Annotated in this window: 15 protein-coding genes and 2 pseudogenes; 12 read left to right on the forward strand and 5 right to left on the reverse strand. The window is 62.6% G+C overall.

Features of this window, described 5'->3' with window-relative positions; translation table 11 throughout:
- Positions 1-198 precede the first annotated feature (198 nt).
- Positions 199-490: pseudogene (locus tag IEX53_RS12390) on the reverse strand (ribbon-helix-helix domain-containing protein).
- A 151-nt stretch (positions 491-641) separates the two neighbouring features.
- On the opposite strand from IEX53_RS12390, the gene IEX53_RS12395 reads away from it, so the two are divergent.
- Genes IEX53_RS12395 through ispG form a run of 3 tightly spaced genes read left to right on the forward strand, consistent with a single transcriptional unit; the run spans position 642 to position 3,953 of the window.
- Positions 642-1,412, forward strand: coding sequence for a DeoR/GlpR family DNA-binding transcription regulator (locus tag IEX53_RS12395; RefSeq protein WP_188824485.1), 771 nt, complete (start codon positions 642-644; stop codon positions 1,410-1,412).
- Between the two features lie 14 nt (positions 1,413-1,426).
- Entirely contained in the window at positions 1,427-2,647 is a 1,221-nt protein-coding gene (locus IEX53_RS12400) for an MFS transporter (protein WP_188824486.1), read from the forward strand.
- A gap of 34 nt (positions 2,648-2,681) precedes the next feature.
- On the forward strand, positions 2,682-3,953 hold the full coding sequence (gene ispG, locus IEX53_RS12405; RefSeq protein WP_188824611.1) for a flavodoxin-dependent (E)-4-hydroxy-3-methylbut-2-enyl-diphosphate synthase: 1,272 nt from the start codon (positions 2,682-2,684) through the stop codon (positions 3,951-3,953).
- 29 nt (positions 3,954-3,982) lie between these two features.
- Here the strand turns inward: ispG and IEX53_RS12410 are convergent, their stop codons facing one another.
- Complete coding sequence (locus IEX53_RS12410; RefSeq protein ID WP_188824487.1) at positions 3,983-5,221, reverse strand: MFS transporter; 1,239 nt, start codon at positions 5,219-5,221, stop codon at positions 3,983-3,985.
- A gap of 91 nt (positions 5,222-5,312) precedes the next feature.
- Between IEX53_RS12410 and IEX53_RS12415 the strand changes: the two genes are divergently transcribed.
- Positions 5,313-5,771: a winged helix-turn-helix transcriptional regulator gene (locus tag IEX53_RS12415; protein ID WP_188824488.1), complete on the forward strand. Its 459-nt coding sequence runs from the start codon at positions 5,313-5,315 to the stop codon at positions 5,769-5,771.
- 168 nt (positions 5,772-5,939) lie between these two features.
- Here the strand turns inward: IEX53_RS12415 and IEX53_RS12420 are convergent, their stop codons facing one another.
- Positions 5,940-6,860 (reverse strand): polyprenyl synthetase family protein, encoded by a 921-nt coding sequence (locus IEX53_RS12420; RefSeq protein ID WP_188824489.1) that lies wholly within the window; start codon positions 6,858-6,860, stop codon positions 5,940-5,942.
- Positions 6,861-7,081: 221 nt separating this feature from the next.
- Between IEX53_RS12420 and mtgA the strand changes: the two genes are divergently transcribed.
- Together mtgA and rpmF are read left to right on the forward strand one after the other, a co-directional pair.
- Positions 7,082-7,810, forward strand: a complete 729-nt coding sequence (gene mtgA, locus IEX53_RS12425; RefSeq protein WP_373288638.1) for a monofunctional biosynthetic peptidoglycan transglycosylase — start codon at positions 7,082-7,084, stop codon at positions 7,808-7,810.
- A 152-nt stretch (positions 7,811-7,962) separates the two neighbouring features.
- Entirely contained in the window at positions 7,963-8,142 is a 180-nt protein-coding gene (gene rpmF / locus IEX53_RS12430) for a 50S ribosomal protein L32 (RefSeq protein WP_188824491.1), read from the forward strand.
- Positions 8,143-8,436: 294 nt separating this feature from the next.
- Here the strand turns inward: rpmF and IEX53_RS12435 are convergent, their stop codons facing one another.
- Entirely contained in the window at positions 8,437-8,868 is a 432-nt protein-coding gene (locus tag IEX53_RS12435) for a GlcG/HbpS family heme-binding protein (RefSeq protein WP_188824492.1), read from the reverse strand.
- A gap of 317 nt (positions 8,869-9,185) precedes the next feature.
- A complete protein-coding gene (gene phaR / locus IEX53_RS12440) occupies positions 9,186-9,809 on the reverse strand; it encodes a polyhydroxyalkanoate synthesis repressor PhaR (protein WP_236016177.1) in 624 nt (207 codons plus the stop codon).
- Positions 9,810-9,993: 184 nt separating this feature from the next.
- Here phaR and IEX53_RS12445 point away from each other — a divergent pair, with 184 nt between their 5' ends.
- The 6 genes and pseudogenes from IEX53_RS12445 to IEX53_RS12470 all read left to right on the forward strand — a co-directional run bounded on the left by IEX53_RS12445 (position 9,994) and on the right by IEX53_RS12470 (position 17,820).
- Positions 9,994-11,184, forward strand: a complete 1,191-nt coding sequence (locus tag IEX53_RS12445) for an acetyl-CoA C-acetyltransferase (protein ID WP_188824494.1) — start codon at positions 9,994-9,996, stop codon at positions 11,182-11,184.
- A gap of 67 nt (positions 11,185-11,251) precedes the next feature.
- Positions 11,252-11,977 (forward strand): acetoacetyl-CoA reductase, encoded by a 726-nt coding sequence (gene phbB, locus IEX53_RS12450; RefSeq protein WP_188824495.1) that lies wholly within the window; start codon positions 11,252-11,254, stop codon positions 11,975-11,977.
- A gap of 709 nt (positions 11,978-12,686) precedes the next feature.
- Positions 12,687-15,465: pseudogene (locus IEX53_RS12455) on the forward strand (helicase-related protein); the annotation flags it as partial.
- Positions 15,466-15,747: 282 nt separating this feature from the next.
- A complete protein-coding gene (locus IEX53_RS12460; protein WP_188824497.1) occupies positions 15,748-16,137 on the forward strand; it encodes an RNA-binding S4 domain-containing protein in 390 nt (129 codons plus the stop codon).
- Positions 16,138-16,521: 384 nt separating this feature from the next.
- A complete protein-coding gene (gene fdxA / locus IEX53_RS12465; RefSeq protein ID WP_188824498.1) occupies positions 16,522-16,860 on the forward strand; it encodes a ferredoxin FdxA in 339 nt (112 codons plus the stop codon).
- A 378-nt stretch (positions 16,861-17,238) separates the two neighbouring features.
- Positions 17,239-17,820, forward strand: a complete 582-nt coding sequence (locus IEX53_RS12470; protein ID WP_188824499.1) for a CarD family transcriptional regulator — start codon at positions 17,239-17,241, stop codon at positions 17,818-17,820.
- Positions 17,821-18,163 lie beyond the last annotated feature (343 nt).

Consider the following 18,163-nt stretch of genomic DNA (forward strand, 5'->3'; position numbering starts at 1 on the left):
GAATCAGCGCCAAGCGCCCTCGTGGTTCGAGGCTCATTCCGCTTCGCTCCAATCGCACCTCACCATGAGGGCTACTGAAGCGCCGACGCCCCTTCATCCTCATCCTGAGGTGCTCGCGAAGCGAGCCTCGAAGGGCGAGGATGAAGGGGATCGCAGTACAGCCTACTGTTTTTATCTAATTGAAAACAGTAACGAGCCTCAGACTTTCAATTGACGTGTGGTTTCAGCTTCTAGCGCTGCCAGCACCTCATCCACCGTCCGCCCTTTCGAGGGATCCGCCTTCATCTCGTCATAAGCCGCAACGCCTTCCGTCCGCAGCCAGTGTTCAAACGCTGGGTCGCCCTCGTGAGGGCTTTCATGCTCCCGCAAGGGCGTACAGCCCGTCGAGAATAACCTCGCTCTCGCTGGCATATTCGCCCGAGGCCACCTTGTCCTTCACCATTTGCGCCATGTCATCCGGCAGGGTGATTTTCAACTGTGTGCTGCGTATGGGGCCTCTTATCTGAAACAGCCTGTCAGGGGGTGAATCCTATCACATATGGCGCTCACCGGGAATCATTTCGAGGCCCCTTGCCAGCCGCGTCCGAGGCCGCTATGCATCATGCATGTTTGTGCACGATTCTGCATGATTAAGGGCAAGCATGAGCGGATCGGATTTTCTTCTGCAGGAACGACAGGCGCGGATCGCGGAGAAGCTGGCGGCATCGGGAAAGGTGCTGGCGGGTGAACTGGCGGTGGAGTTTTCCGTTTCGGAAGATACGATCCGGCGGGATTTGCGCGAGATGGCGGCGGCGGGGCTCTGCCGCCGTGTCTATGGCGGGGCGCTCGCCATTCCGCCCACCGCGCCTTTCGCCGAGCGGGCGGCGGACCAGCCGGAGCGCAAACGAGCGCTCGCGCTTGCTGCCGCGCGCTTCATCGCGCCGGGAATGCTCGTATTCCTTGACGCGTCCTCGGCCAATCTCGCCATTGCGCGGGAAATTCTGGGCATACCCGGCGTTACTGTCGTAACCAATGCGCCGACGATTGCCTCGGTGCTGATGGAAGGCGTCGATGTCATCCTCATCGGCGGTTCCATAGACCGGCGCGTCGGCGGAGCGCTGGGGAGTAGGGCGCTGGCCGATGCGGAGCGGCTGCGGCCCGATCTCTGCCTTCTTGGCGCTTGCGGCGTTGACGTGGAGGCGGGCATCACCGCGTTCCATCTGGAGGATGCCGAGTTCAAGCGGACCATCGCTCGCCGCAGCCGTTCAGTGATGACGACGGCGATGAACGAGAAGCTTGGAACCGCCGCGCCGCATGATGTGATTGCCTTAAGCGAATGCGGGCGGCTCGTTGTCGAAGCGGATGCGGACGAAGCCATCATCGAAACAATCGCGGCGCTGGGCGTCGATATCATCAAGGCCGGCAAGGCTTGAGTGTGGAGAGAGACATGGAAATGCGCGTGGAAACCGCACAGGGCGAGGCGGTGCGGTCGGGCTATCTGCCGAAGGAGAGGCTGGCCATATGGCTGCTCTTCCTGATGAACGGCTTCATGATGGGAAACTGGGCGCCGAAAATTCCGGAATTCGCGGAGCGGCTTGGCTTGAGCAAGACCGAGCTTGGGCTGATGATCTTCGCCTTCGGCCTCGGCTCGCTCGCAATGATGCCTGTGGCGGGGATGTATATTGCGCGTTTCGGCAGCGCGGTGATTTCCAAGGTGACGGCGGTGCTGCTGCTTCCGTCGCTGCTGGCGCTTACCTTTACGCAAAGCGTATGGGCTGCGGCCATTGCGATTCTTCTCTTTGGCGGGTTTGTCGGCGCGATGGATGTGGCCATGAACGCCAATGCGGTGGCGGTGGAGCGCAAGATGCGCCGCGCCATCATGTCGTCCTGCCATGCGTTCTGGAGCCTAGGCGGGCTTCTGGGCGCGGGGCTGGGCGGCGTTCTCATCGAGCATTCGGGCACGGCGGTGCATGCCATGGTGGCGACTGTCATCGCGGCCATTGTGCTCGTCATCGCCTGGCCCATCGTGCTCATGGACCGTCCGGCGCGGGAAGAATCCGGTCAAGCGGTCCGCGCGACATTGCCGCTGAAGCCTCTGCCCTGGCTGGTGGGCGCGATGGCGCTGTTCTGCATGGTGCCCGAGGGCGCGGTGCTCGACTGGAGCGCGCTTTACCTGACGCAGGATCTGGGCGCGACGGCGGCGGTCTCGGGCCTGGGCTTCGCAGCTTTCTCGCTGACCATGGCGATCATGCGCTTCGCGGGCGATCTGGTGCGCGACCGGTTCGGCGCGGTCAATACGTTGCGGGTATGCACCGTCATCGCCATGGCCGGGATGCTGTTCGCCAGCCTTGCCTCCGATCCGATCATGGTTATCGTCGGCTTCGCGCTCTGCGGCCTCGGCATTTCCAACATGGTGCCCATCGTCTTCTCCATCGCCGGCAATCTGCCGGGCATGTCACCGGGCGTCGGCATCTCCATCGCCACCACACTCGGCTATTCGGGCATCCTGTTCGCGCCGTCCACCATCGGCTTCATCGCGGAGCATACCGGCTTTTCGGCGGTTTTCGCGGCCCTGCCGCTGCTGCAGGCGGTGGTGCTGGTGTTCTCGCGGCTCGCGCGCTATGCGGATCATCAAGAGGCGGTGGCGCAGCACGAGCAAAGGGTATAAAACGCCACGAAACATGCCCATGGCAGTGAGTAAAATGGCAAGCGAAACACCCAGCTATTTCTCCCATCCCTTCCCCCGCCGCGCCTCGGTGGGCGTCATGGTGGGCGGCGTGATGGTCGGCGGCGGCGCGCCTGTCGTCGTGCAGTCGATGACCAATACGGACACCGCCGATGTGGATGCGACGGTGGCGCAGGTCGCAGCATTGCATCGCGCGGGCTCGGAGATCGTGCGCATCACCGTTGACCGCGACGAGGCGGCGGCGGCAGTGCCGAAAATCCGCGAGCGGCTGGACCGGCTCGGACACGACGTGCCGCTGGTCGGCGATTTCCACTATATCGGCCACAAACTGCTGGCGGATCATCCGGCTTGCGCCGAAGCGCTGGCGAAATACCGCATCAATCCCGGCAATGTCGGCTTCAAGGACAAGAAGGACAAGCAGTTCGCCGATATCGTCGAGATGGCGATCCGCTATGACAAGCCGGTGCGGATCGGCGTCAATTGGGGCTCGCTCGACCAGGAACTGCTGACGACGCTGATGGACCGCAACCAGGTCGAAGGCTCGCGGCTCACGGCGCAGGAGGTGATGCGCGAGGCTATCGTGCAGTCGGCGCTCATCTCCGCGACGCTGGCTGAGGAAATCGGCCTGCCGCGCTCGAAGATCATCCTGTCGGCCAAGGTCAGCCAGGTGCAGGACCTCATCGCCGTCTATACGGAGCTCGCCAAGCGCTCAGACCATGCGCTGCATCTGGGCCTGACCGAGGCCGGCATGGGCACCAAGGGCATCGTCGCTTCGTCCGCCGCGATGGGCATCCTTTTGCAACAGGGGATCGGCGACACGATCCGCATCTCGCTGACACCGGAGCCGGGCGGCGATCGCACGCGCGAGGTACAGGTGGCGCAGGAATTGCTCCAGACCATGGGCTTCCGCCAGTTCGTGCCCATCGTCGCGGCCTGTCCGGGCTGCGGGCGCACGACTTCGACGGTGTTTCAGGAACTGGCGCAGACGATCCAGAACGACCTCCGCGCCAACATGCCGGTGTGGCGCGAGAAATATCCGGGCGTCGAGGCGCTGCAGGTGGCCGTCATGGGCTGCATCGTCAACGGACCGGGCGAATCCAAACACGCCGATATCGGCATCTCGCTCCCCGGCACCGGCGAAACGCCCTCTGCTCCGGTCTTCGTCGATGGCAAGAAAGTGACCACCCTGCGCGGGCCCGGCATCGCGCAGGAATTCCAGAAGATGGTGGCGGAGTATATCGAGAACCGGTTCGGGATGGGGCGGGAGAAGCGGGCGTCGGTGGGGTAAACCCCGCTGCGCGTGACGCCTGCTCTGCCTTATAAAGCCCGCGTGGCGGCTTCCGGCGTTGCCTTCAGGCTCGCGGCCCAGAAGGCGAGCGTGACGAGGCTTATCCCCGCGCCGAGCAGGCAGACGCCGTTCCAGCCCGCATGGGCGTAGACCCAGGTGGAGAGGACGGAGCCGCCAGCGCTGCCGATGGAGTAGAAGACCATATAGGCGGCTGTCAACCGGTTCTGTGCGTCGGGGCGCACGCGGTAGATCATCGCCTGGTTGGTGACATGCACCGCCTGCAGGCCGAAATCGATAATCAGCACCCCGGCGATCAGCCAAAGGAGCGAATGCCCCAGCAAGGCGATCGGTCCCCAGGCAACGAGCATCAGCAGGAGCGCGATGCCCGTCATGCGCTGGGCATGGCCGCGGTCGGCAATTCTTCCGGCCCGGGAGGCGGCGAGCGCGCCCGCCGCTCCCGCAAGGCCGAAAAGCCCGATCTCGGCATGGCTCAGTTCGAAGGGCGGCGCGCTCAGCGACATCACCAGCGGCGCGAGCAGCGTGGTGATGTCGGCGAAGATCAGCATCGCGATGATGGCGCGAATGCGTAGCACCGGCTCCGACCGGAATAGCGTCGCGAGCGACAGGATCAGTGCCGGATAGGGGAGGCCTGCGGACTCGCGGCGCTGGCGGGGCAGGCTGCGCCAGAGCGCGAGGCCGATCAGCAGGGTGAGGAGGGCGGAACTCAGGTAAACACTACGCCAGCCGCTCACATCCGTCAGCGCGCCCGCCACGGCGCGGGCCAGCAATATGCCGAGCACGATGCCGCTGGTGACGACGCCGACGACGTGGCCGCGCCGCTCCGGTTCGGCAAGGCTTGCGGCGTATGCGACGAGCGCCTGGGTGACCACCGCAAGCAAGCCCATTGCGCCCATGGAAACGAGCAGCAGCGTGGAATTGGCGGCGAACCCTATCGACAGGAGGGCGAGGGCCGACAAAAGGAAATGGCCGACGATCAGCTTGCGCCGGTCGAAGAGATCGCCGAGCGGTACGAGGAAGATGAGGCCGAGCGCATAGCCCACCTGGCTTGCAGCAACGATCAGTCCCGCCGTGGCACGGGAGAGGCCAAGATCGTCGGCCATCACATCGAGCAGGGGATGGGCGAAATAGACATTTGCCACCGCAAGGCCGCTGGCCACAGCGAAAAGCAGAAGCGTGGCGGAAGAGAGCGCCGGGCGCGCGCTCGCATTCGCGGACGGCATCGCCGCCGCGCCGGATGAAGCAGACATGAGAGACTCCGCAATTTGGTTTTAAAATGAAACCATTTTGCTTGTAGCGAAAAGAGTTTTATATTGCAACCATATTCGAGGAGGGAACCGCATGGTCCGCAAGACGAGCCTGAAAGGGGATTATTGCCCCAGCGCGCGGTCGCTGGATGTCATCGGCGACTGGTGGTCGCTCTTGATCGTGCGCGAGGCGTTCGATGGGGTGACGCGGTTCAGCGCCTTCCAGAAAAATCTCGGCATCGCCCGGAACATCCTGGCGGACCGGCTGCGCAAGCTGACGGGGGAGGGGATTCTGGAAACGGTCCCTGACCCCAAGGGCGGGGCGCATCAGGAATACAGGCTCACCGCCAAGGGGCGCGACCTTCTGCCTGTCATCGTGGCCTTGCGCCAATGGGGCGAGAAACACCTCTTTGCGCCGGACGAGCCGCGCTCCCATCTCGTGGACCGCTTCACGGGACAGGAGGTGGCCCCGCTCGATGTGCGGGCCCAGGATGGCCGGCTGCTCTCGGCCGACGATGTGATCATCGTCAAGGTGCGGGAGGAGGACGTTTAAATCCCGGTTTGGCTGACATATTGATAGCAGCGACTGCGAAAACGCATTCCTTGACGCTGTTGACAGCCAACCTCCGGCATTTTCAGCCGCTCGGCGTGGTTTGCATCAACCCATACGAGGAAGCACGGGATTGAGAAGATCAGAGGGGAGAAGAAGGGTTAGAGGGGCCTAACTCTCCCGGTCCGCGATGAACTGCGCGGCCTGCTTCAGCAGCGCGGCATCCGCCCCGAAAGGCTCCAGCAGCATTTCGGCCTGTTCGACGAGGCCGCGCAGTTGCTTTCTCGTCCATTCGACCCCATGCAGCGAGACGAGCGTGGCCTTGCCTGCCGCGGCATCCTTGCCGGTTGCCTTGCCCATCGCCGCGGCGTCGGCGGTGACGTCGAGGAGATCGTCGGCGAGCTGGAAGGCGAGGCCGATGGCCGAACCGTATTCCGCCAGGCGCTCGCGGTCTTCCGGCACGGCATTGCCGATGATTGCGCCCGCCTCGCAGGCGAAGCGGATGAGTGCGCCGGTCTTCATCGCCTGCAAGGTGATAATGCCGCTTTCGTCCGGCTTGCGGGTTTCGGCCGAGAGGTCGAGCATCTGGCCGCCAGCCATGCCGCCCAGCCCCGCAGCACGGGCAAGGGCGGCGACGAGCATCACTCGCGTCTGGGCGGGGAGGGCGGTCTCTTCGCTGGCGACGATCTCGAAGGCATAGGTCAACAGGCTGTCGCCTGCGAGGATCGCCGTCGCCTCGTCGAAGGCCTTGTGCACGGTCGGCTGGCCGCGCCTGACATCGTCATCATCCATGGCCGGCAGATCGTCATGCACGAGCGAATAGCAATGGATGCACTCAAGGGCGGCGGCGACGCGCAACGCCGGCTCCTTGTCAGCGGCGAAGAGGGCAGCGCTTTCCATGAGCAGGAAGGGACGGAGCCGCTTGCCGCCATTGAGGACGCCGTGGCGCATCGCGGCCATGAGCCGGTCGGGCCTGGCGATCTCGCCATTGCGTGAGTGCGCATCGAGCAGCTTCTCAAGCGCGGCTTCCACCAGACGGGCGCGCGAGGCCAAAGCAATTGCGAAATCAGGGCGAAGGATATCAGTAGCCATCGGTCCGGCATGGACGAAAGGCGCGCGCCGGTCAACCGGTCCATGGCGACGCCGAAGTTTTTTCACGGAACTGTCGCGTGGTGGGAAAACTTTCGGCCTGATGTTATCGAATCGGGAATCCAGACGTTATACCGCCAATAAATCGGGCTTTTACCAGGCGATGGGTTCAATCTTCGATTGGAATGTTCTATGCGGGAGAGGGCTGCAGATGGGCAAGGCGTGTGGCGAAAGTGGTGATACGGGAGAGGGATGGCAGGGGTTATCTGGCCGATCCGATTCATACGCGGCTGCTGCGTGGTTTCGGGCGGGTGCTGCTCGTTCTCTTCTTTGCCCCGCTTTTGCTTCTTCTCGTCTATCTCGTTCCCTTCGTTCATCCGGTCTCAACCCTCATGCTGCGCGATGCGGTCGTGCTTGGCGGCTATGACCGGCAATGGAGGTCTCTTGACGAGATATCGCCCGTGCTCATCAATTCGGTGATGATGTCGGAGGACGGCCAGTTCTGCCGCCATGCGGGCATCGACTGGCGGCAGCTCGATCTGGTGCTGGGCGAGGCGGCGGAGGGAGAGCGCACGCGCGGCGCTTCCACCATCACCATGCAGACGGTGAAGAATCTTTTTCTTTGGAATGGCCGCTCTTATTTACGCAAGGCTTTGGAATTTCCGCTGGCGATGGCCGCCGATACGATCCTGCCCAAACGGCGGGTGATGGAAATTTACCTGAACATCGTCGAGTGGGGGCCGGGGATATATGGCGCGGAGGCTGCGGCGCAGCATCATTTCGGCCGCTCCGCCGCGCGGCTGACGGCGCGGCAGGCCGCGCTGCTGGCCGCCACGCTGCCCAATCCGATCCTGCGCAACCCGGCAAAGCCCAGCCGCGGCATGCAGCGGATCGCCCGCATCATCGAGGCGCGGGCGAGGCGCGCGGGGCCTTATGTCGGCTGTGTGCAATAATCGCGGATTGGTGGGAAAAAAATACGGGGCGCTCTGGTCAAGCCCCGTTATTGCGTGTATAGGCACGCGGACTTTCCGGAATTTTGTCCGATGTGACAGGCTCCGCCGGGGCCGGGCCGGACCTTTGTTGACCGATCAGTGGAGCTGAATCCATGGCTGTACCTAAACGAAAGACCTCTCCGTCGAAGCGCGGCATGCGCCGTTCGGCCGATGCGCTGAAGGCCCCGACCTATGTCGAGGACAAGAACTCCGGCGAACTGCGCCGCCCGCACCATATCGACCTGAAGACCGGCATGTATCGCGGTCGCCAGGTGCTGACGCCGAAGGACTGAGTTTCCTTTCGAGCGAATGAATTGAAAAGACCGGCTCTTGCGCCGGTCTTTTTTGTTTGGTGGTTCGATCGGTAATAGCGCCCTCCTTCCCCCTTGCGGGGATTGAGGAGCGTTCGGCCGCAGGCCGAGGAAAGGCCAACGATTTGGCTTTTCCAGCGACGAAACCCGCGTTAGCGGGCGGATGGGGGTGGTGACGTTCGCGCCTGCTTCGAAGAGCGTGGCGCCAAGCGTCACCACCCCCATCCGACCCTTCGGGCCACCCTCCCCGCAAGGGGGAGGGAGGGGCGCGATATCTCAACCCGCATCCGCCGCAAACCCCGCCGCCTCGATCCCGGCAACCGCGGCAGCTTCGTCATTATCCGACGTGTCGCCGGAAATGCCCGCCGCGCCCAAGATCTCCCCCGAACCGTCCTTGATCAGCACGCCGCCCGGTACTGGCATGATGCGTCCGCCGGAAACGCCGGAGAGCCCTTCGAGGAAATGCGGGCGGTCTTTTGCCTGATTGTGCAGCCAGCGCGAGCCGCTACCTACGGCGAGCGCGCCGAAAGCCTTGCCCGAAGCGATCTCGAAACGCAGGATCGAGGTGCCGTCCTGCCGCTGAAACGCCTTCAGATGACCGCCGGCGTCATAGACGGCGACGACGAGCGGCTTCAGCCCCAGCGCGTTCGCCTTGGCAAATGCGCTCGTGATGATCTCATTGGCCTTGTCGAGTGTGAGCTGCGCCATGGGATTTTTCCTTTTCGGTAGGGTGTTACATTTTATAGGTCTATGCGAGGCAACCCCCCTCTGCCCTGCCGGGCATCTCCCCCACAAGGGGGGAGATTGGCCTTCATCAATGACGGCGCATCTTTCTGCAACGTTGACGAATGGCGAAAGCAGACTCCCAGCCAATCTCCCCCCTTGTGGGGGAGATGTCCGGCAGGACAGAGGGGGGTGATGGGGAGCGCCAGCATTTCCATTTTAGCCTTTTTATCGCGCGCGGCGGCGATTGCACGGCAAAATCCGGTAGCCGATGGAAAAACTGTTTGTCGCAGGGCGCGAAATTATTTCACGATCTCGTCGATCTTGCGCTGCATGGCGGCGATCTGTTCCTTCAACTCGCGCAGTTCGTCGCTGGAGGGCCTTGCCGCCTCAGGTTCGTCCTTCTTCGGCTCCGCCCTGCCATTGGGCGCGTCGCCCATCGGGAAGGGACTGAACATGCGCATCGCCTGGGCGAACATCTCGGTGTTCCGACGCACCTGCTCTTCGATCAGCTTGGTGGGGAAGTTGCGCATGAAATCGGTGGACGACTTGCCAAAGGTGGATGCCATCTGCTCGCGCATCCGCTCCTGCTCCTTGGAGAAGGCGGTCATGGACTGCTCGAGATAGCTCGGCAGGACCATTTGCATCTGGTCGCCATAGAAGGCGATCAGTTGCCGCAGGAAGGAGATGGGCAGCATGTACTGGCTGTCCTTGTCGTTCTCCAGTTCGAAGATGATCTGCGTCAGCACGCTGTGCGTGATGTCCTCGCCGGTCTTGGCGTCCTGGACGGTGAACTCCTCGCCCTTCTTCACCATCGCAGCCAGATCCTCGAGCGTGACATAGGTGCTCGTGCCGGTGTTGTAGAGCCGGCGATTGGCGTATTTCTTGATGATGGTTGGGCCAGTTTTTTGGCCTGTCTTTGTCACGATCAACCTCCCCCGCACCCCATTGAAGCTGAAAATTCTCCCCGAGGCGAAGAATAGGGCTAAAATCCGCATATATCAAAGCGTTTGTGCGATGCGGGACCTGTCAACCCCATTCTATTGTGCGCCGCCCTTGCCAAGCCGCCCTTTCCCGTTTCATCTTGGGTCTCAAAACAGGAGGATTTTCATGAACAAGACCGGAAACGGCCATGTCGTCATCGCCAGCGCGGCGCGTACGCCCGTCGGCTCGTTCAACGGCGCTTTCGCCAGTGTACCCGCGCATGAGCTGGGCGCGGCGGCGATCCGCGATGCCCTGTCGCGGGCGGGCGTCGAGGCAGGCGAGGTGGACGAAGTGGTGCTCGGCCAGGTGCTGACGGCGGGCGAGGGGCAGAACCCGGCGCGCCAGGCGGCGATGGCGGCGGGATTGCCTGATGAGGCCACCGCCTTCGGGATCAACCAGCTTTGCGGCTCGGGCCTGCGCGCCGTCGCCATCGGCATGCAGCAGATTGCGCTGGGGGATGCGCGGATCATCGTCGCGGGCGGGCAGGAATCCATGTCCATGGCACCGCACTCGGCGCATCTGCGCGGCGGGGTGAAGATGGGCGATTTCAAGATGATCGACACCATGCTGAAGGACGGGCTCACCGACGCCTTCCACGGCTATCACATGGGCATCACGGCGGAAAACATCGCCCGGCAATGGCAGCTTACCCGCGAAGAGCAGGACATCTTCGCCGTCGCCTCGCAGAACAAGGCGGAAGCGGCGCAGAAGGAGGGGCGTTTCCGTGACGAGATCGCGCCCTTCACGGTGAAGACGCGCAAGGGCGAGACGGTGGTTTCGGAGGACGAGCATATCCGCCATGGAGTGACGCTCGACACGCTCGCGAAGCTGAAGCCGGCCTTCGACGGGCAGGGGTCGGTGACGGCAGGCAATGCCTCGGGCATCAATGACGGGGCGGCGGCGGTAGTTCTCCTTACCGAGGCCGAGGCGGAACGGCGCGGGATCGAGCCGTTGGCGCGCATCGTCTCCTGGGCAACGGCGGGAGTCGATCCGGCGATCATGGGCACGGGACCGATTCCGGCGACACGCAAGGCGCTGGAAAAGGCGGGCTGGAGCGTCGGGGAACTCGATCTGGTCGAGGCGAACGAGGCCTTCGCGGCGCAATCCTGCGCGGTGGTGCGCGATCTTGGGCTTGATCCAGATATCGTCAATGTGAATGGCGGGGCCATCGCCATCGGCCATCCCATCGGCGCATCCGGGGCGCGGGTTCTGACGACGCTGCTTTACGAGCTGAAGCGGCGGCAGGCGAAGAAGGGCCTCGCGACGCTCTGCATCGGCGGCGGCATGGGGATCGCGCTGTGTGTCGAGCGCCTTTGAAGCGCCATTTTAAAGACCCATTGTTGCCAGAAAGCCGGTACCCATAGACGGCCAAAATGGAAGAAAAATGCAACGAGTCGCACTTATTACAGGCGGGTCGCGCGGGATCGGCGCGGCCATTGCAATCGCGTTACACAAGGCCGGTTACCGGGTAGCGGTCAATTATTTCAGCGATGACGAAATGGCCGAGCGGTTCAGCGCGGAGCACGGCATTCCGATCTATCGCTGGGATGTGTCCGACTACCAGGCCTGCGGAGACGGCATTGCCCGGGTGGAGGCGGATCTGGGGCCCGTCGAGGTGCTCGTCAACAATGCCGGTATCACCCGTGACGCCATGTTCCACAAGATGACCGTGGAGCAGTGGAAAGAGGTGATCGACACCAATCTCAACGGCGTCTTCAACATGGCGCATCGTGTCTGGCCGGGTATGCGGGAGCGGAAATTCGGTCGCATCATCAATATTTCCTCCGTCAACGGCCAGAAGGGCCAGGCGGGCCAGGCGAATTATTCCGCTGCCAAGGCGGGAGATATCGGGCTCACCAAGGCACTGGCGCAGGAAGGCGCGCGGGTCGGCATCACGGTCAATGCGATCGCGCCCGGCTATATCGGGACGGAAATGGTCCGGGCGATCGATGAAACGGTGCTCAACGAGCGGATATTGCCGCATATTCCGGTGGGGCGGCTGGGCGAGCCGGAGGAAATCGCGCGCATCGCGGTGTTTCTGGCTTCCGATGAGGCGGGGTTCATTACGGGGTCAACCATCGCGGCCAATGGCGGGCAGTATATGGTCTAGCGCCTTGCCTTCCCCTTGCGGGGAGGGTGGCCCGAAGGGTCGGGTGGGGGTGGCGACGTTTGCGCTAGGGTCTTCGAAGCAAGCGCAAATTTCACCACCCCCATCCGCCCGCTAACGCGGGCACCTTCCCCGCAAGGGGGAAGGAGGGCGCCAGGGACTGTAACCGTTCCAAAACGGCACAGGTGGTTAACGCTATCTCCAATCCTTTTCTCCGTCCCAGCCAATTTCTCCTCCCGCCTATGCGGATATCTCCCCCAACAATACCATATGTGGTGAGAACAAAGCAGGAAAACGGGCGGAAAGCTGATTCGTCGCCGATTCGTTCGGCGTTTGGTCGAAGGGTTAACGGAACAGCCCTTTCTTGCTGCACAGGGCGTTAATCTTCCATAAGGAATTATTGCGATTTTACTAAAATTTGAATTAGCGAAAAATTTCTCGCAGCCCGCGGAGTGCCAAAGGTTAACGGCTGCGTTCTTCTCAATAGCTCCAGCCGCCTTGCGATTCAGCATCTGGTAATGCAAAGCGCATTTCCCACTAGATATCGCGGTGAACAAAGCGGGAATTCAATCAGGTCGGTGATTCGTCGCCGATTCGTTCGGTTCACGTTCCGTTTCTTAACGACAGGCGATGTGAGCACGCAATCATGGGTTTCGGTGCGCCTCCGATAGTGCTACGCAGAAGACATAAGTTGAATTCGGTCGTTTGAGTCATGAACCATCATCCCGCAAACGAATTGCCTCTCATCCTCTCCGGCCGCGATGTCACCGCCGTGCTGGGGCCGACCAATACGGGCAAGACGCATCTGGCCATCGAGCGGATGCTCGCGCATGAGAGCGGCATTATCGGACTGCCGCTGCGGCTGCTGGCGCGGGAGGTCTATGGCCGTATCGTCGAGCGGGCAGGGGCGGCCAATGTCTCGCTGGTGACGGGCGAGGAGAAGATCGTGCCGCCGGGCGCGCGCTACTCGGTCTGCACCGTCGAGGCGATGCCGCGCACCACAAATGCCGCCTTCGTCGCCATAGACGAGGTGCAATTGGCGGGCGATCTGGAGCGCGGCCATATCTTTACCGACCGCATCCTGCATTTGCGCGGACGGCAGGAGACGCTGCTGCTCGGCGCGGCCACCATGCGCGGCATATTGGAAAAGCTGCTGCGCGGCATTTCCGTCGTCACCCGGCCACGGCTTTCCCACCTTGCCTATTCCGGCTCGAAGAAGATCACCCGCCTGCCGCGCCGCACGGCCATCGTCGCCTTCGCGGCGGACGAAGTCTATGCCATCGCCGAGCTTATCCGCCGCCAGCGCGGCGGGGCGGCTGTGGTGATGGGGGCGCTTTCCCCGCGCACCCGCAACGCGCAGGTGGCGCTCTACCAATCGGGCGATGTGGATTTCCTTGTCGCGACCGACGCCATCGGCATGGGCCTCAATCTCGATGTGGACCATGTCGCCTTTGCCCAGAACCGCAAGTTCGACGGCTATCAGTTCCGCGATTTGACCGCCGCCGAGCTTGGCCAGATCGCGGGCCGGGCCGGGCGGCATGTGCGCGATGGCACATTCGGTGTCACCGGCCAGGTGGACCCTTTCGAAAACGAGCTGGTCGAGAAGATCGAGGGCCATGCCTTCGATCCGGTGAAGGTGCTGCAATGGCGCACCGCGCGTTTCGACTTTTCCTCCATCGATGCCTTGCGCCGCTCCATCGACGCGCCCGCGCCGGCGGAGGGGCTGGTGCGAGCGCTGCCGGCCGTGGATGCGCAGGCGCTCGACTATCTGTCGCGCGACAATGACATTGCGCGGCTGGCGGACAGGCCCGACCGGGTGGAAAAGTTGTGGGATGCCTGCGCTTTGCCCGACTATCGCAAGATTGCGCCCGCACAACACGCCGATATCATCGCCGCGATCTATTCCGACCTTGTCCGGCGGGGCCATGTGGACGAAAACTACATGAGCGAACAGGTGCGGCTGGCGGACCGGACGGATGGCGAGATCGATACGCTATCGCACCGGATTGCACAGATTCGCACCTGGACTTTCGTGTCGCACAGGCCCGGATGGCTTGCCGATCCGACACATTGGCAGGAAAAGACGCGCGAAATAGAGGACAGACTGTCCGATGCGCTACATGAACGGTTGACGAAACGCTTTGTAGACCGCAGGACAAGCGTGCTCATGAAGCGCCTGAGAGAGAATGCCATGCTTGAAGCCGAAATAAGCCCGTCCGGTGATGTCCTTGTGGAAGGCCACCATGTCGGGCAATTGGAAGGGTTCCGTTTTACCGCCGACACGAAGGCCGAAGGGGCCGACGCCAAGGCGCTGAAGGAAGCCGCGCAAAAGGCGCTTGCCGCCGAGTTCGAACGCCGGGCCGAGCGCTTCGCCGCATCGGCCAATGGCGATTTCGCGCTTGGCTCCGATGGCGTGCTGCGCTGGATCGGCGCGACCGTCGCCATGCTGGTGGCGGGCGACGACCCGCTGAAGCCGCGTGCGGTGCTGCTGGCGGATGAGCAATTGACAGGCCCGGCGCGCGAAAAGGTCGTGGCGCGGGTGGACCGCTTCGTGGCGCATCATCTCGAAACAGTGCTGAAGCCGCTGTTCGATCTCGCCAATGCCGACGCGCTCACCGGGATGACGCGCGGGCTCGCCTTCCGCATCGTCGAGAATTTCGGCACGCTGCAACGCCGCGACGTGGCGGAGGAAGTGCGCGGGCTCGATCAGGATTCGCGCGCGGCGCTGCGCCGCCTGGGCGTGCGCTTCGGCGCCTATCATGTGTTCGTGCCGGCGCTGCTGAAGCCCGCTCCGGCGGGGCTGATCACGCTGCTCTGGGCGCTGAAGGAAGATGCGCGCGAGCGCCCCGGCTATGGCGATGTCGTTCATGCCTTGGCGGCAGGGCGCACCTCCGTCGTGGTGGATGCCGCCTTCGATCCATCCTTCTACAAGCTGGCGGGTTTCCGCATGCTGGGCCGCCGCGCGGTGCGCATCGACATTCTGGAGCGGCTTGCCGATCTCATCCGCCCGGCGCTTGCCTGGCGTCCCGGTTCCGGCGCGCGCCCGGACGGGGCCTATGACGGCAGCCGCTTCATCGTCACGCCGCCGATGATGTCCATTCTGGGCGCGACCGCTGACGATATGGAAGAAATCCTCAGGGGCCTCGGCTATCGCCATGAGCCCGCGGATAGCGCGCAAATATCGGCCAAGCTCGCGGAGCTGGATCGCTTCGCTGCCGGAGCCGCCGCTCCTGCCGGAGACAAGGCCGCCGTTCCGCCCGCCGAGCCGGTGGGGGATCTGGCTGCTTTCGTGAAGGAAAAAGCTGCGGAGCCCGCGCCTGTCGTGGAAGCGGCTCCTGCCGTGGATGTTGATACCGAGGCAAAGCCGGCGGAAACGGCGGAAGAGGTGAAGCCGATCCTGCTCTGGCGGCCGGGCCGCTTCGAGGGGCGCGGACGTCAGCAGAACCAGCAAGGCAATCGCCATCGCGGCCATCAGAATCAGAACCGGCCCGCCGAGGCAAAGAGCGAAGGCGAGGGCGAACGCCGCAAGGAATTCCGCGGCAAGCCTCGCCATCAGCAGGATGGCAAGGAGGGCGGCAAACGCTTCCACAAGGGTGAGGGCCGGCCCGAGGGCCACGATCAGCGCAAGGGCAATAATGGCGGCAAGCCGCATCACGCGAACCGCGACGGCGGCAAGCGTCACGAACAGCGGCAGGAGCGTCCGGTGAAGATCGATCCGGATTCGCCCTTCGCCAAGCTCGCGGCGCTGCGGGAGCAGCTGAAGAAATAACGTTATGGCGGCGACGGGCGAAAAGCAGCGCATCGACAAATGGCTGTTCTTCGCGCGCGTCGTCAAATCGCGCTCGCTGGCGGCGAAGCTAGCCATGGGTGGCCGGGTGCGGGTCAACCGCGACAAGATCGACCAGGCGGCCTATCCGGTAAAGGTCGGCGATGTGCTGACCGTCACGCTCGAGCGGCGAATCCTCGTCTACAAGGTGCTCGCTACCGGCCATCGCCGCGGTCCGGCTGAAGAAGCCCGGCTTCTCTACGAGGACATATCGCCGCAGCCTGAAAAGAGCGCCGCGCCACAGCCCACGGATTTGCCCGTTCGCGATGCGGGTAGCGGGCGGCCCACCAAGCGGGAGCGGCGGGAGATTGATCGGCTGCGGGGGGAGTTTGAGTAGGCGTTTTGATTGCAAGGCTGTGCCAGGGACACCCCCCTCTGTCCTGCCGGACATCTCCCCCCTCAAGGGGGGAGATTACGCATTCATGAGCGGCCCAGTACCAATCGCAGACGTTGTAGGATGAGGGAGTAGCTCTGTGTCAGCCAATCTCCCCCCTTGAGGGGGAGATGCCCGGCAGGGCAGAGGGGGGTGTTGTCCCGCCAACGTTTCCGCTCTATGTCCTGGCCACGCCGGTAAAATATTCTCCCTTCCCACACCCACACAGATATGATTTCGCGTTCTGCGGTGTAGTGCCGCGCGGGCTGGTGCATCCCCTTGCATGCCGGCTGCAAAAGCGTTAGCTCACTGCCATAATTTAAAGAAGACCGTATCAGGAGTCCTGTTATGACCTATGTCGTGACCGACAATTGCATCCGCTGCAAATATACGGATTGCGTCGAGGTCTGTCCGGTCGATTGTTTTTACGAAGGCGAAAACATGCTCGTCATCAATCCTGACGAGTGCATCGATTGCGGCGTATGCGAGCCGGAATGCCCGGCGGAGGCGATCAAGCCGGATACCGAGCCCGGCCTCGACAAATGGCTGGAACTTAACGCCGAATACGCCGTTAAATGGCCGAACCTGACCGCGAAGAAGCCGGAGATGTCCGAAGCCAAGGAAATGGACGGGGTCGAAGGCAAATTGGAGAAATTCTTCTCTCCCGAGCCGGGTGAAGGTGACTAGGAATTTGCGGCGAGGCGGCCTCTCATTGGACGCCTTCGCTGACTTATTTTTAGCACCCGCGGCAAATTGTTGATTCTTTCAGCTTTTTATGTTAAGAGTTCATTCATAAATGTCGATGGCTGGACGTCAACTCGTGACGCATATGCGTTAATCACCGAAAGGCTGTTTTTCTTTTTCCGGTCTTTAGCGGGTGCCGGTGGAATTGTGTGGCCAAGGCCCACATCAGGCGCCGCTTCCGGACGAGACAGTTTGCGCTTTCCTTGATTTTCGCCTTTCCGGACAGGGTCGGCAGACCGGTTTCCCCTTGCTTATGGGGCGCCGGCTTACCATGTGTTAACCGGCGGGTCCCGCCGGGCACAAGAGGGAGTATGAAGCGTAATGACATCCCAGCAGAAAAAGCCCGCGACGCGCCAGGGTTTCAAGACGAGCGAATTCATCGTTTATCCCGCTCATGGCGTCGGCCAGATCGTGGCTATCGAAGAGCAGGAAGTGGCGGGCCACAAGCTTGAACTTTTCGTGATCGATTTCCAGAAAGACAAAATGCGCCTCAAGGTGCCGGTCGCCAAGGCATCGACCATCGGCATGCGCAAGCTTTCCGAGACGGATTATGTCGACCGCGCGCTGAAGGTCGTGCAGGGCCGTGCGCGCGTGAAGCGCACCATGTGGTCGCGCCGCGCGCAGGAATATGATGCGAAGATCAATTCGGGCGATTTGATCTCGATTTCGGAAGTGGTGCGCGACCTCTACCGCGCCGAAAACCAGCCGGAGCAGTCCTATTCGGAGCGCCAGCTTTACGAAGCCGCGCTCGACCGCATGGCGCGTGAAATCGCCGCCGTCAACAAGATGTCGGAAACCGAAGCCGTCCGCCTGATCGAGGTGAACCTCGCCAAGGGACCGAAGCGCGGCGCCAAGGCCGACGCGGAAGCCGAGATCGAGGAAGACGAGGCCGAAGCCGCGTAAGACTTCGTGGACGCACGGCGGTCCCAAGGGCTTGGGGCCGGGTGATTAAACAGAAATGGCCGCATCGGAAACGGTGCGGCCATTTTTGTGTTGATGATTTCAGCGACGACGTTTCGCTTTGTAAGAAACACCATTTTACCGGTGCGGTCGCTTCACCGTCGAGGCATGGATTCCTGTGACAAGCACAGGAATGACGGAGGTGTTTTTTCTTCCACGAGAACCGTTCGAGCGGAGGGCGCGCGCCGTGCTGAAAAGGTCAGAGGTTGGCCGCAGCAGCAAACCTATCGTCATTCCTGTGCTTGTCACAGGAATCCATGCCTCAACCGTTCTGCTATCATAACAG

This window comes from Paramesorhizobium endophyticum (assembly GCF_014640615.1).
GTDB classification, from domain to species: Bacteria; Pseudomonadota; Alphaproteobacteria; order Rhizobiales; family Rhizobiaceae; genus Paramesorhizobium; species Paramesorhizobium endophyticum.